Below are 15663 nucleotides of genomic sequence, written 5' to 3'. Positions count from 1 at the left end.
AAGCGAAATAGCTGTAGAAAAGAAAAATTAGCTGAAGCATTAGTTCATTTAAAAGAGTTACCAATCAGGAAATGGAATGCACCTACAATATTATCAGTACGTGTTAATCTCTCAGGGTTTAATTCCCCGAAGCTCTGCTTCGTGATATCATAAGAAACAACTAAAACTTTTTTAGATACCTCGTAGCTCTGCTGCGAGGAGCATCATTTACTAGCAATTTAGTTTTTGCAAAATGGAATACTATTTTTAAAGATGAAATGACTACGTCAGCAGTTATTGACAGATTGGTTCACCATGCTTCAATTCTTGAACTCAATACTGAAAGTTATAGAATCGCTACAGCTAAAGGCAAAAAATTAACTAGTCTATCCGCCAAAAACACTTCAAATCCTGATCATTTGTAATGGGATAGAGTTTTGACAACAAATTGCTAAGATTTTCAATAAAAATTAATAAGTTATGTTAATTTTTACTGATACATTTCTGTGTTGGTCTAATTTTGATATGGAGCTATTGTTAACGATTTTTTATCGTTCATCTAGTTTTTGCATGATGATATTTTTGATTTATGTGGAGTTAGACACGATTTGTAAATGATTTGCAATGCATCGTAAATTCAAACCAATAGCAGAGATTATTGGATTGATAATATCTCCTATCATACCTTTCAAGAAGTTTCTACCCATCCGACCATATTGCTTTAAGTGACCTATTATTGGTTCTATGGCACTGCGTCTCTTGATCATAGACTTGTCCTCTTGTAACAACTTCTTCCGCGTTTTTGGGGTATATACCTTACTCTTCTCCTTTACATTGCTACCACTATACCCAAGATCAACAAATGATTTCTTTATCTTGATTCCAGTGACACTCTCTACTGCTTCAAAGCTCTGATGCAATGTATGACCATCATAAGGATTATTATGAAACGATTTTGCGGATAAAACAAAATTTCTACGACCACTTACTACTACCGCTACTTTATTGCCAAACTCATATGGCTTGTTGCGTTTTCCCTTTCCTATACACTCTACTTCAGGGGCATGAAAACTATATAATACTTTGTTATCTTCTTTATATTGCTTTTTAGCTTCTCTTTTTAAAACAGATTGGTTATGTATTTGTTTTATTTTTTGCAATACTTCTTGATTTTTGAGAGACAAGTTTAATTGCTTATTTTTGATCTCACGCTCACATACTCTAATCAAACGACCCAGTAATATTTTTAAATGCTTCATTATTTTCCAACGCTTCTTGGCTTTACTATGTTCTTTATATTTCCATAGCTTTACTATATCGCGTTTATAGGTTCTAGCGTATGTTTCATTCAAATGTATACCCAAACTGTTGCAAAGCTTTACTATGCTAAGCCTAGCTTTATCCATTAAATAAACATCGTGTGGGTGTTTGATATTCTTAATTTGTACAGTCGTATCAGCGATGATTAATTCCAAATCTTTTTTTTTAATTGTGTTAGTTTTTATCCCAACCCTGATCAACTCCGATAATATCTCATTATATCCAGCTTCACCTAATACACTACGAAACCGTCGTATACTAGTTTCCGAGATAGCTATGTCTTTTTCTATATATTCCCACCCGCAGAAATACTGCCAATACATATTCTCTTTTAGCTCTTCCTCTGATAATGAATCTGAAAAATTATACATTGCTTGTAGCATCGTTATGCCAAGCATCACTCTATGACATTTTCTATTTCTACCAAATTTCTTAATACAAACATTTTTTGATAACCACTCTTCGAGCCTAGACCAATTTATTAATTCTCTTAATTTATATAGCTTATTATTTGGGTTTAATTCTTCTTTTAATTTATAACAAAACAGTTTCCCTTGTTCTTGCGATTTGATAATGTTGTCTATTGGCATTGACTGAAATCCATAAGGTTTATGACCATATTTTATCATTTTCTTACGGATTGTTGTATTACTTCTTGTCTTAAAACCATATTATCTATAAGGCTTGTAGAGTTTTGGCGGACGGACTGTCTAAAGTGTTACATTATTATCCTCCGATTTTATAGTTAGTCTCTCCGCCAAAACTCTAAAAGCCTTATAGGCAATAGGGTTTTAAGGCAAAAATGCATAGTAAAATCCATAAGAAAATGAAAGGTTTTATATGAAAAGCTTATAGAAATACGAAAAAATGGCAATGAGAACATTGAGTACATTTTGAGAAATAGTGTGTTTTTTCATAGAAAAATTTAAAATTAGCCCTCAAAATTAGAGTAATTTGCTCTAAAATCGCACTATTTTTGGAAATTAGTGACACAAGTGATATTTTTTAGAGTTTTGGCGGACGGACTAAAAAATCGAATGAACCTAGAGCATACAAGGCATAGATCTCCTGTTAATTTCTTGGTGCATATTCTAGCTTGTGTTACTTCTTATGCTATCACTAAATCTCGTATAAAACTTGATGCTTTAGCTCCAGAACAACTTCTCTTATCCTAAATTGGCGTTGATAAGGTGGCACAGATACATAGATATGTACGTGATTTGAAGCTATCTTCCCTCTTAATATCTCTACACCATTATTCTTACATATCTCTTGGATTAGGTCCTTGACTCTCCTACCAATATATTATAGCGATATTTAGTCACCCATACTATATGATAAGTGCAATCGTAAACTGTGTGGCTTAGCTTCTTGTAATACTGCATCTCTTCATTCTATATGTTAAAACGACGCACTGCAAGTGCGGGGTTTTTCTCCCAAATTTGGGACAATAAAATTTAAAGAAAGAATCTAGTCCTTTGGAAAAATTTACACACTTAATTGTGAAGACTCTTTTACATTTCATACACACGGATCCAATTATCTAAATCACATACTCCCATTACATCAGATAATTGCATATTATTTGTTATATTCATTATCATCTCTGGAGGTAAAGCCTCAATACTGTGATATAAAGTATGTAATTTTGCTTTATGGTTCAGAGTACTTACTTGTGTTAGGTTAAAATAATTTACATTAATATAATTAACCACCTTCTTGTCAAAGCACGATATGTCATTTGCTGACATCATCTCTTTTAACACTGACTGTACTAAATTATCTTTGGCATGACACTGATAAAAATTAAGCAGTTTTGCAGCATCAAGCGAATCATACTTCGAATCATCTTCACATAAGGACGAAATATTATGCATCACTTCTTTTACTTTATCATAACAAAGCATATTATGTTGTATTGCATTGTTAATACGGTATCTTATCCCTGGTTCTATCTTATGAGAACTTAAGTCTATTACTATTGACCTTATTAATCGATTTGATTCTATAGCAATTGTTAATTCCTCTAAGCCATAAGAAATAATAATATTGCCGTCAATATTAATAGAAGTAAGGCTAGTATGATCTTGAATAAATTCTGATAACTCTGCTGCTCCTTCATCGTCCAAACCGCACCGCGATAAATCAAGATGTGTTAGAGATTGATTCTTTTTTAATGCAGCTAATAAGTTTAATAATTCGCCGGGACGTATATAATTACCAGATAAATTAAGATGTTTAATCATATTATTGTTGCATATGATATGCTGTATAATCAATCGCATGCTTGCCGGGGCGATATTAGTATATGCCAAATCAATGTGATTAATAGTTGTGTTGTGTTGTAATTTTAGTACAATCTTTTTTATATCTGTGTAGTTAATATCAATATTTGATAACTTGATAGATGTGATAGAGTTTTGATCCGTGCTTAAGAATTCGTCAAACTTTTTGATATTTCTTGCGATATCTGCTGAGTATTCCCGTTGCATCTCGTCCTCTAATATGTCCCATGCTCTCATGTCAGGGTCTCCAGTTGATGCATTAAATTTATAGTCTGTATAAGTCTCTGTATAGATTTCACTATATCTTTGCAGAATATTTCTAGTGCCTTCGTACTCAAGTAAGTGTTTGTATTTATCCTGAGTGATATCGATTTTCTCAGGAAATTCTCGAAGATTATACACTTCTTGTTTTGTACCAGTGTTATAATTTGCATCAGTACCTGTATGGATTATTACTTTTTGTCTCTTTATGTACGGTGTATTATTGAATGGCTGATTTTCATGGGATGAGCATGTCGTAATATCACTTATTGCTTTATTGGGTTGATTGATGGTTATTGATTCTGGTTTTGTGAAGTTTATATTCAATTCCATTGTTTGAATATGATCAAGATTATTATTATCGTGTTGTGTAAAAAACTTAAATGGTTTACCAGCACGAGTTAGAACTTGTAATTCTGTAATACCTGCAGAATGGGTCAATATTTGAATATTAATGTTGTTGTCTTGAATTTTTAATATATACCACAGCGATTTCAAAGGTAGAAAGTCAAATGAGTGGTCGTCCTGAACAGTAGGCAATAGTAAGCGAGTAAAGTTGAATTTCGCAATTTGACTTACCAAATCTTGAAATATCAAAGGTATATTTACTACTCTTGGATTATACAAAGCAGTATATATGTTATTGATAACTCTTGTTATTATGGGATTTTGATTTTTATACTGCCAATGTGCAGCATGTCCACATAATGCTGTTATGTGCATTGCGTGAGTGCGTATCTGTATCTCTATATTTCGTTTAGATGAGTCCATCACGATGGTATGTAAGGATTGATAACCATTAGGTTTTGGTATATTGATATAATCTTTTACATGTCCTCTCCTAATCTGATATTGTTTATGTACGCAATCAAGAGCTTTATAACATTCTTCAATATCGTTAACTATAATCCTAATTCCTAGGATATCATATAATTGTGCTAAATTTACATTGTGATCTAGCATTTTTAGCCAGACAGAATAAGGATTTTTGACTCTACCAATGATTTCTGCATGAATATTTGATGCATGCAAAATGTTACTTAATAAATTAGAGACATCACATATCAATTTGTTACTGTTCCCATAAATTGTGTGTATATATTCTGTAATATATTGGTACTCATCTGGTTTTAGAAACTGCAAACAAATATCCTGTAATTCATTTTGGATTGCTCCTAAGCAAGCTTTCTGAACACATGGGAGATAAAATTCTATTATCTCTAAAATAACTATAGTGTTTTCTGTATGTGATTGATTTAAGTTAAATATACTAATTTTATGCAATAAGTAGCTTAATTTAATGCACAGTGTATGTGTCATAATATTTTCTGGAAGTGCAAATAAGCAGTCCATAAAATTCTTTTGCTGTACTTTGTGAGAAGGGATGTAATGAATTTTTGATAATTGAATAATACCCTGTATTATATTAGCAACTTTGATACCAAAATCATCTCTAATTATGTCTAACTTTAGATCATATAACTCTTCTTTTATCGGATCAATAAATGAACTGAGTAATGATGCAATTAAAGCATCTTGATAAGGATTAATAGTTAAAATGATTTCAGCAATTTCTAATGAATAAGAATGATCATTTTTATTATAAATTAAATAATCAATTATTCGACCTAAAGTTCTATCATCAATTGATACAATAGGACGACATCTTGAGAATAATAATCTTATTAATTTCTGCAACTTTTGATCATTTTGCATATGTATAACTTAATCCATGAAGATATTGCTACTAAATTTTGGCATGCCTGGTAAATTCCAGTATTAATTAAGCCAGATTTATATTTTCTTCCCATACCTCATTGGGTGTTTTATAACCGAGCACTTTTCTTGGTAAATTATTTAAAAAATCCTCAATTTCTTGTAATTGCTTTATTGTTAATTTTTTTATATCTAAAGATTTAGAGTATACTCTGTGCACCATTGAGTTAATCTTCTCTATCAATGGTTTTTGCCATGGAGAATAAGGATTGCAAAAATATACTTTTCGTTCAGATTTTGGCAATAGTTGTTCATGATTGGTAAATTCTTTGCCATTATCTAACGTTATGCTTTTGATTATATGCGACAATTGTTTAAGTTTTTTATTCATGTTACCAATCACATCTTGTGTTCTTTTTGAACGGTTTAAAGTGAGAAACACTTTTTGTGTTCTGATATCCACAAGAGCGCCTATATTACGACTTTGATTACCTTTGTTAAAAGTTAAATCACCTTCTAAATGACCTATTGCTGCTATCTTTCTATTTATCTCTGGTCTTTCAGTAATGGAAACTCGATTTGGTATTGTAATTCTTTTGTTTCTGATTCTTGTACCATGATGCAACCTATTTTTCCTTTTTCTTGCTAAAGATAAATATAATTTTTGCCTTTGTGCTATAGGAGATGTATAAATAAACTGGTATATACTCTCTGTAGAAATATTGACAGTATCTCGTGATAGTTTACGTCTACCTGAAATTATATCTGGTGAAATACCCTGTGTTAACTGCTTTATTATTTCTGCTCGTAAATTATTATCAATATCTAATTTTCTTTTTCTCTTACCTTGCCTTAAACTGCAAGCAAGTGTGTTAGCCCTATCTGGTCTATAATTATGCCTCATTCTCTTGAGTTTATAACATATAGTGCTTTTATCACGGCCAATCTTTGTCCCTATATATCGCGAGCTATAACCACTCTTATTCATTTCGTATATTTTAAATCTTTCATCTATCGTTAAATGAGCCATGATATATCTATATTTAAATGATGCTCCTCGCAGCAGAGCTACGAGGTATCTAAAAAAGTTTTAGTTGTTTCTTACTGAAGTTTTGACAAAATCCTTTCCATAAGGAGAAATGTATTCCAATTTTTTTATACTTTTTTAGTAATAACAAAATTTATTTATTCTATTTGGGTACATAATGTGTCAAAAACTGTAGCAATTTTGTCTAATATTGCTGGTTTATACTTACTAATATTATTTGGTAATTCTAGCTTTTTATTAAATGAGGTTTTGGTAATTTGGTTACTTCCATCAAAACTTGATTTTATTGTAATTTCCAACTTACCGTGTTTATTACTTTTGCGTATTACTGGTGCAAATGGTTTGACCTGATGATTATTTCTAATATTTCTATGATCTGGTATCCCTCTGGATATAGACTTTTCTAATATTTCTTCAAGGGCAATTTGTGGCATAGATCTATAAACTTCACTTGGAGACAACATATTGCTATTGATTTTTTTATCCCATGCCCTTACTTTTCTTGCCTTAACTGAAGATTGTGCATGATACAATATGTTGTACGCTAGCATTACGAATAACATATAATCCTCATCTTTATTTGGATCATTCGTTTGAAATTTATCCATCAATAATTTTGACTTACCAAATTTAAAAAAATGCTCAATATCAAACCTTTGTCTATAGTATTCATATACTTCTTTACCACTGATTTTATCTTTTTGTTGGCCAGAAACACATAACCATAAATCTCTGTTATATTTCCCATTTCCTGATGCATCTAACACCTTAACCTGAATAAAATTCAGCGGTTTATCAGACATGATATGCTGTTTCTTGCCCTTGATTAGATAATTCTTAAATAGTGAAATACTAATTGATATGTCACCATTTTTTGTAGCCTTTACTACAGTTTCTTCTGTATCTGGAATCAGTAAATTATCAGAACTACTACAAGAAATCTTAGCTCCATAAGATCTTTTACGACCTCTTGTTTTTTGCTCCTCTATATATATTTTGTAAATACTGCGATTAATTCTTTGGCGGGTTATTGTTACCGTATTTGCTTCATTGTGCAGCGGGTGAATGAAAGATAGAGCGCTATAACCTGCATCACCTACTGTTATATTTAGAGCCTTTTGTGGTATTTGCTTAACAATTTTCATTATTTGTTTGCTACCTTTGCTATACTTATTCTCATCTGATTTTACTCTATTTATAGATATTGGTACAGACCATTTAGGCTGAGCACCGATGCAAACTACACTATATTCATAACCCGCAACTGGTCGGTTATTAGCATTCTGTCTAATATATGTACGATCAATTGCTTTCTTGGAATCTTTCTTGCTACTCACTGTAGTATCTATTTGCAGTAAGTTTTTACCCTCATTAATCAGTTTACTTATTAAGTATTTTTCTATATCTTCTCGAGTCTTAAAACGTTGCTCATCTCTTATATTTAATGATTCATCACGAGCACAGTAAAAATTCTCTATAGCTCTGTATACACTTGACCAACTACGCTGAAAATATTTATTAGTTGTTAATTCAACAACAGATCTTGCTTTAACGCTATCATTAGTTACTAGTGATAGTATTAATTCTAAAACCACATCTTGATTATAGGGGAAAATTTTTTATTTCTTGCAACATTTCTTGCATAATCATACACACTAAAAACCATTTTGTATTTGAGCGTATTTATATCATACTTTATAAGTTTGGTTATCTTTTTGTCAAAACTTCAGTTCTTATGATATCACGAAGCAGAGCTTCGGGGAATTAAACCCTGAGAGATTAAAAATTGATTATATCTGGCTTAATTAATTATAGAACTTTCCTAGCTATATGCGGATATTGCTTACTCCATTTTTGATCAAATGACTCAAGAGCTAATTCTGCTTCTTTTTCAGTAGCAGAAGTATAGATTAGTTTCAAATCCGCTGCTAATTGCTTTCTATCTTTATATGATACATATTTGAGGCTATTCCTGATCTGATGGACAATACAAATTTGATGTTCAGTTTTCGGATATACTGATGCAATAGCATCAGACATACCAGTTAGATTATCACTACAAGCAATTAAGATATCTTTTACTCCTCGATTCTTCATTTCAGTAAAATTACCAAGCCAAAATTTAGCTCCTTCATTCTCACTTATCCATAAGCCTAAAATATCCTTTCTGCCAGATAAATCTATTCCTAAAGCTACATATACTGATTTATTAATAATAAGTTTATCTTGTCTTACTTTCACTACTAAACAGTCAAAATATACTATAGGGTATACTGATTCAAGAGGTCTACTCTGCCAAATCTTGACCTCATCTATTACTTCATCTGTAATCCTGCTGATTAGGCTCTCACTGATCTCAGCTCCATATAATTCTTGCAATTGTGTTTTAATATCAGACACACTCATACCCTTCGCATATAAGGATATTATCTTTTGGTCTAAGCCATCTATTCTTGTTTGTTTCTTTGAGACTATTATAGGTTCAAATTTACCTTGTCTGTCTCTTGGAACATTTATCTCTATAGTACCATTCTCACTAATCAGATTCTTACTAAAACTACCATGCCTCGCATTCTCAGTTTCAGCTCTATCATACTTGCTATAACCTAAATGTTCTGACATCTCAGCATGCAGTGCTCGCTCTAAAATACCCTTGGTTAATTCCTTAATTAATCCATTCTGACTTAGTACTGTTTTTAAATCTACTCCGCCTTCTATCAGCAAATCTATTGCTTCATTTATTTTTTTATTCTTCTCTATTTGCATTTCTGTTACCTATATTTTTAATTACTTCTAATATAGGCTCAACAAAAATTTACACAATCATTGCAAAAGACTCTTTTTATTACAGTCAATGCCAATGTATAGCCCAACAAAAATAACTCAAATCATAAAAAGTATTACTTCTAACCTGAATTCTGGATTAATCTAGGTTTGGAAGTAAGTATTTACAAGGGATAGAAGATACTCTATATAATTTTTAGCAAAAAAACAAGAGTATCCCCATGAAGAAAGATATTACTGCATTATTTTGTTTTGTCGATGATTTTTGTAAAATTAGCGAGCAGTGGATTAATAAATCATTTCTACCATTAATCTCTCAGGGTTTAATTCCCCGAAGCTCTGCTTCGTGATATCATAAGAAACAACTAAAACTTTTTTAGATACCTCGTAGCTCTGCTGCGAGGAGCATCATTTTCTTTTAGTCAAGTGTTTCCCTCAGCTCTTTATTATATAAAGCATAATATTCACCCTTATTATCAAGCAGCTGCTTATGGTTTCCTTGTTCACAAACCGCACCGTTTTTCATCACAATTATATTATCAAGGTCAGTAATACTACTTAAGCGATGGGTAATAATTAAAGTAGTTTTTCCTTTGTGTAATTTCTTGAGAGATTCTAGAATTTTCTGCTCAGAAGATTGATCTAAGCTGCTTGTTGCTTCATCCCAAATTAGAATAGGTGCATCTTTTAAGAAAGCTCTGGCAATCGATAAACGTTGACGCTGACCCCCTGAAAGAGTTGTCCCTTGCACGCCTATTTGTGTATCATAACCATTTGGTAGCTGCATGATAAACTCATGTGCATCAGCATATTGTGCTGCCTTAATTATTTCTTCCTGTGTAGCATTAGGTTGACTATATGCTATATTCTCGGCAACGCTAGTATCAAATAAATGCGTATCTTGTGTAACTAAAGCAATTTGGCTGCGTAGAGAAGTAAGCTTAATATCTTTAATATCATGAGTATTAATTAAAATTCTTCCTTCTGTTGGATCATAAAAACGTGCTAACAAATTGCTGAGTGAAGTTTTACCACTACCAGAACGCCCAACAAACGCAATCATTTTATTAGGTTTTAACTTTAAATCTATATGTTTTATAGCTACCTTACTTTCAAAACTTAAAGCTAATTTTTCAAAAGTAATTTGTGCGTCAGATAAATCGATTTCCTTAGAATTACTATGATCTTTAATTAAAGGTTCGGTCTCCAAAATACTAAATACCCTTTTAGCTGCTGCAATACCCTCTTGTAGGTTAATATTCAACGATACTAAACTTTTAAATGGTCTATAAGCTGCAGCAAAAGAAGCTAAAAAAGCAAATAATGCCCCTGGTGTAGTCTTCCCATCAAGTACCAAACTACCTCCATACCATACCATACCGCTAACTGCAAGACCGCTTAACCCCTCCATAATCGGTGAAACTAACGCATCTAATTTAGATGTTTTTTTGTAATATTCTAAAATATTATTAATAATTAATGCTGCTCTTTTACTTTCTATTTTTTCACCGACAAAAGATTTAATAATTTTAATTGACTGAAAGGCTTCATCAAGCTTAGAAGTATAATGCCCGAGCTCTTCTTGTGATCGTGCAAATATTCTTCTTATCCTTCTACCCATCTTTTGTATCGGATAAACAGCAAGCGGAAAAACAAGGAAAACCACACAAGATAATAGCGGTTCTAAATTAAACATCGTTATTATTAAACATACTACAGTTAGAAAATGTTTAGCACATCCGACGAGTAAATTAGAAACAGCACCACGCATTAAAGAAATATCGTTAGTAAAGCGGGATATAAGACGCCCTGAAGATTGCTTTTGAATAAAAGAAATATCGGCAAATAACAAATGCTCATACATTTTTATCTGCAAATCATTTAATACTCTCTGCCCGACAAATTTTATTAGATAATTCTGATAATATTCCGAAATTCCTTTGACAAAGAAAGTTACGATAAGCATTATCGGCATTATAACAAGCATTCTTCTATCATGCGTTAAAAAAATCTTATCAATAATAGGTCTAACCGCATGTACTATAATTGCCGTACAAATTGCTGCGACAGCCATACAAAATATTGCTACATATATCTTAGTTGCATAAGGTTTAATATGATTTTTTATCAACCTTTTAATTATATAAAAAGCTTGGTAGTCATTATCTAAATTATTATTCATTGTCGTTAAAAATATTAAATTGGTGAGTAGGACTAGTTGGCAGTGGAATTTTTAAATGCTCAAAAGCAGCAGCTGTTATCACCCTGCCCCGTGGTGTTCTTTGTAGTAAACCTATCTGTATTAGATAAGGCTCTATGGTTTCCTCAAGTGCATCACGCTGCTCGGAAAGAGCGGCGGCAATTGTCTCAATCCCGACAGGTCCGCCATTATAATTATCTGCTATAAATTTGAGATAACGATAATCATTGCTATCAAGCCCAATAATATCAACCTCCAAGCGGTTTAAACCAAAATTAGCTATTTCTTTATCTATTTCTAACTGATTGTTAACCGCTGCAAAATCTCTTATACGACGTAGCAACCTTAAGGCAATTCTTGGCGTTCCTCTACTTCTTCTTGCTATTTCTTCTGAACCTGAATCAATCAAATCAATATCAAGCAATTTACTTGCTCTGTTTAAAACCTTTTTCAGCTCTTCGGTATTATAGAAATTCAAACGCATAGGAATACCAAACCTATCACGCAAGGGGTTACTAAGCAAACCAAGACGGGTAGTAGCACCTATAAGCGTGAATTGCGGCAGGTTTATTTTTACCGATCTTGCAGCAGGACCTTCTCCGATAATTATATCAAGCTCAAAATCTTCCATAGCCGGATATAAAACCTCTTCAACCGAAGTATTTAAACGGTGAATCTCATCAATAAATAATACATCATTTTTTTCAAGGTTGGTGAGAATAGCGGCTAAATCTGCTGCTTTAAGTATGGCAGGACCGGAAGTAGATTTGAAATTACCACCTATCTCATTAGAAATAATCTTAGCAAGCGTAGTCTTACCTAGCCCAGGCGGACCGTAAAATAAAGTATGATCAAGATGCTCGCCACGTGATTTAGCTGCCCTAATAAATACAGAAAGGTTTTCCTTAATCTGTTGCTGTCCAACAAATTCTTGCAAATATGACGGTCTTAGCGGCAATTCTTGATCATTTTGACTTTTTTCAGGATATAATATGCTTGTCATCACATAATTAAATTATACATAATAACTAAATAATAGCGGAAAAACAATTTTTTGCTATATCTTAATTTACTGAAGTTTTGACAAAAATCTTATTTTTCTAACTAAAGTAAAAATTTATGTTTAAAATGATGCTCCTCGCAGCAGAGCTACGAGGTATCTATCCAAAAAGCTTTAACTGTTTTTGTTGAAATGCTTTATAAGAAGGTTTGCCTGAACCTTGATTCTGTACATAATGACGTAATTTCTGCTCATCACCATGTTTACCTAACGCTAATTTAGGATAAGGGATAGATAGAAAGCTTATAGATAAAGGGTTTAAAGGAGATTAATGTTGAGTTATGATAGATTTTTTTAATAAAAATTTTTTGTCAAAACTTCAGTCATTGTGGTGTATTGATAATTCAACAAATTGATTATTTGAAGAGTCTTTTGCAATGATTGTGTAAATTTTTGTTGAGCCTATATTAGAAGTAATTAAAAATATAGGTAACAGAAATGCAAATCGAGAAGAATAAAAAAATAAATGAAGCAATAGATTTGCTGATAAAAGGCGGAGTAGATTTAAAAACAGTACTAAGTCAGAATGGATTAATTAAGGAATTAACCAAGGGTATTTTAGAGCGAGCACTGCATGCTGAGATGTCAGAACATTTAGGTTATAGCAAGCATGATAGAGCTGAAACTGAGAATGCGAGGAATGGTAGTTTTAGTAAGAATCTGATTAGTGAGAATGGTACTATAGAGATAAATGTTCCAAGAGACAGACAAGGTAAATTTGAACCTATAATAGTCTCAAAGAAACAAACAAGAATAGATGGCTTAGACCAAAAGATAATATCCTTATATGCGAAGGGTATGAGTGTGTCTGATATTAAAACACAATTGCAAGAATTATATGGAGCTGAGATCAGTGAGAGCCTAATCAGCAGGATTACAGATGAAGTAATAGATGAGGTCAAGATTTGGCAGAGTAGACCTCTTGAATCAGTATACCCTATAGTATATTTTGACTGTTTAGTAGTGAAAGTAAGACAAGATAAACTTATTATTAATAAATCAGTATATGTAGCTTTAGGAATAGATTTATCTGGCAGAAAGGATATTTTAGGCTTATGGATAAGTGAGAATGAAGGAGCTAAATTTTGGCTTGGTAATTTTACTGAAATGAAGAATCGAGGAGTAAAAGATATCTTAATTGCTTGTAGTGATAATCTAACTGGTATGTCTGATGCTATTGCATCAGTATATCCGAAAACTGAACATCAAATTTGTATTGTCCATCAGATCAGGAATAGCCTCAAATATGTATCATATAAAGATAGAAAGCAATTAGCAGCGGATTTGAAACTAATCTATACTTCTGCTACTGAAAAAGGGAAAGTTCTATAATTAATTAAGCCAGATATAATCAATTTTTAATCTCTCGGGGTTTAATTCCCCGAAGCTCTGCTTCGTGATATCATAAGAAACAACTAAAACTTTTTTAGATAGTCTATCCGCCAAAAACACTTCAAATCCTGATCATTTGTAATGGGATAGAGTTTTGACAACAAATTGCTAAGATTTTCAATAAAAATTAATAAGTTATGTTAATTTTTACTGATACATTTCTGTGTTGGTCTAATTTTGATATGGAGCTATTGTTAACGATTTTTTATCGTTCATCTAGTTTTTGCATGATGATATTTTTGATTTATGTGGAGTTAGACACGATTTGTAAATGATTTGCAATGCATCGTAAATTCAAACCAATAGCAGAGATTATTGGATTGATAATATCTCCTATCATACCTTTCAAGAAGTTTCTACCCATCCGACCATATTGCTTTAAGTGACCTATTATTGGTTCTATGGCACTGCGTCTCTTGATCATAGACTTGTCCTCTTGTAACAACTTCTTCCGCGTTTTTGGGGTATATACCTTACTCTTCTCCTTTACATTGCTACCACTATACCCAAGATCAACAAATGATTTCTTTATCTTGATTCCAGTGACACTCTCTACTGCTTCAAAGCTCTGATGCAATGTATGACCATCATAAGGATTATTATGAAACGATTTTGCGGATAAAACAAAATTTCTACGACCACTTACTACTACCGCTACTTTATTGCCAAACTCATATGGCTTGTTGCGTTTTCCCTTTCCTATACACTCTACTTCAGGGGCATGAAAACTATATAATACTTTGTTATCTTCTTTATATTGCTTTTTAGCTTCTCTTTTTAAAACAGATTGGTTATGTATTTGTTTTATTTTTTGCAATACTTCTTGATTTTTGAGAGACAAGTTTAATTGCTTATTTTTGATCTCACGCTCACATACTCTAATCAAACGACCCAGTAATATTTTTAAATGCTTCATTATTTTTCAACGCTTCTTGGCTTTACTATGTTCTTTATATTTCCATAGCTTTACTATATCGCGTTTATAGGTTCTAGCGTATGTTTCATTCAAATGTATACCCAAACTGTTGCAAAGCTTTACTATGCTAAGCCTAGCTTTATCCATTAAATAAACATCGTGTGGGTGTTTGATATTCTTAATTTGTACAGTCGTATCAGCGATGATTAATTCCAAATCTTTTTTTTTAATTGTGTTAGTTTTTATCCCAACCCTGATCAACTCCGATAATATCTCATTATATCCAGCTTCACCTAATACACTACGAAACCGTCGTATACTAGTTTCCGAGATAGCTATGTCTTTTTCTATATATTCCCACCCGCAGAAATACTGCCAATACATATTCTCTTTTAGCTCTTCCTCTGATAATGAATCTGAAAAATTATACATTGCTTGTAGCATCGTTATGCCAAGCATCACTCTATGACATTTTCTATTTCTACCAAATTTCTTAATACAAACATTTTTTGATAACCACTCTTCGAGCCTAGACCAATTTATTAATTCTCTTAATTTATATAGCTTATTATTTGGGTTTAATTCTTCTTTTAATTTATAACCAAACAGTTTCCCTTGTTCTTGCGATTTGATAATGTTGTCTATTGGCATTGACTGAAATCCATAAGGTTTATGACCATATTTTATCATTTTCTTACGGAT

9 protein-coding genes and 5 pseudogenes are annotated in these 15663 nt (G+C 32.1%); 4 read left to right on the top strand and 10 right to left on the bottom strand.

The window, feature by feature from the left end; translation table 11 throughout:
• The first annotated feature begins 188 nt into the window (after positions 1 to 188).
• Complete coding sequence (locus AAHI98_RS07070) at positions 189 to 404, top strand: ATP-binding protein (protein WP_342225534.1); 216 nt, start codon at positions 189 to 191, stop codon at positions 402 to 404.
• 162 nt (positions 405 to 566) lie between these two features.
• Here AAHI98_RS07070 and AAHI98_RS07065 read toward each other — a convergent pair whose 3' ends face one another.
• Positions 567 to 1928 carry an IS5 family transposase gene (locus AAHI98_RS07065; RefSeq protein WP_342224851.1) on the bottom strand — a complete coding sequence of 454 codons (1362 nt, stop codon included), beginning with the start codon at positions 1926 to 1928 and terminating at the stop codon, positions 567 to 569.
• Positions 1929 to 2318: 390 nt separating this feature from the next.
• On the opposite strand from AAHI98_RS07065, the pseudogene AAHI98_RS07060 reads away from it, so the two are divergent.
• Positions 2319 to 2474: pseudogene (locus tag AAHI98_RS07060) on the top strand (IS982 family transposase); the annotation flags it as partial.
• A gap of 10 nt (positions 2475 to 2484) precedes the next feature.
• On the opposite strand, the pseudogene tnpA reads toward AAHI98_RS07060, so the two are convergent.
• The 5 genes and pseudogenes from tnpA to AAHI98_RS07035 all read right to left on the bottom strand — a co-directional run.
• Positions 2485 to 2684: pseudogene (tnpA, locus tag AAHI98_RS07055) on the bottom strand (IS200/IS605 family transposase); the annotation flags it as partial.
• A 129-nt stretch (positions 2685 to 2813) separates the two neighbouring features.
• Positions 2814 to 5561: a hypothetical protein gene (locus AAHI98_RS07050; protein ID WP_342225477.1), complete on the bottom strand. Its 2748-nt coding sequence runs from the start codon at positions 5559 to 5561 to the stop codon at positions 2814 to 2816.
• 67 nt (positions 5562 to 5628) lie between these two features.
• Positions 5629 to 6591, bottom strand: coding sequence for an IS30 family transposase (locus AAHI98_RS07045; protein ID WP_342225476.1), 963 nt, complete (start codon positions 6589 to 6591; stop codon positions 5629 to 5631).
• Between the two features lie 155 nt (positions 6592 to 6746).
• Entirely contained in the window at positions 6747 to 8204 is a 1458-nt protein-coding gene (locus AAHI98_RS07040; RefSeq protein ID WP_342225276.1) for a transposase, read from the bottom strand.
• 226 nt (positions 8205 to 8430) lie between these two features.
• A pseudogene (locus tag AAHI98_RS07035) lies at positions 8431 to 9375 on the bottom strand (IS256 family transposase); the annotation flags it as partial.
• 239 nt (positions 9376 to 9614) lie between these two features.
• On the opposite strand from AAHI98_RS07035, the pseudogene AAHI98_RS18585 reads away from it, so the two are divergent.
• Positions 9615 to 9713: pseudogene (locus AAHI98_RS18585) on the top strand (IS982 family transposase); the annotation flags it as partial.
• 98 nt (positions 9714 to 9811) lie between these two features.
• Here the strand turns inward: AAHI98_RS18585 and AAHI98_RS07030 are convergent.
• Together AAHI98_RS07030 and ruvB are read right to left on the bottom strand one after the other, a co-directional pair.
• Entirely contained in the window at positions 9812 to 11575 is a 1764-nt protein-coding gene (locus tag AAHI98_RS07030) for an ABC transporter ATP-binding protein (protein ID WP_342225474.1), read from the bottom strand.
• Complete coding sequence (gene ruvB, locus AAHI98_RS07025; protein WP_342225473.1) at positions 11568 to 12596, bottom strand: Holliday junction branch migration DNA helicase RuvB; 1029 nt, start codon at positions 12594 to 12596, stop codon at positions 11568 to 11570. Before ruvB ends, AAHI98_RS07030 begins: the two co-directional genes overlap by 8 nt.
• Positions 12597 to 13091: 495 nt before the next feature.
• Here ruvB and AAHI98_RS07020 point away from each other — a divergent pair.
• A pseudogene (locus tag AAHI98_RS07020) lies at positions 13092 to 13970 on the top strand (IS256 family transposase); the annotation flags it as partial.
• A 319-nt stretch (positions 13971 to 14289) separates the two neighbouring features.
• On the opposite strand, the gene AAHI98_RS07015 reads toward AAHI98_RS07020, so the two are convergent.
• On the bottom strand, positions 14290 to 14961 hold the full coding sequence (locus tag AAHI98_RS07015) for a transposase (protein WP_342225471.1): 672 nt from the start codon (positions 14959 to 14961) through the stop codon (positions 14290 to 14292).
• 6 nt (positions 14962 to 14967) lie between these two features.
• Positions 14968 to 15651 carry a transposase gene (locus AAHI98_RS07010; protein ID WP_342225470.1) on the bottom strand — a complete coding sequence of 228 codons (684 nt, stop codon included), beginning with the start codon at positions 15649 to 15651 and terminating at the stop codon, positions 14968 to 14970.
• Positions 15652 to 15663: the final 12 nt, after the last annotated feature.

The organism is Rickettsia endosymbiont of Urophora cardui (assembly GCF_964030725.1).
Classification (GTDB): domain Bacteria; phylum Pseudomonadota; class Alphaproteobacteria; order Rickettsiales; family Rickettsiaceae; genus Rickettsia.
The sequence above is the reverse complement of the archived record's forward strand: the minus strand, read 5'-3'. Positions and strand labels throughout refer to the sequence as shown.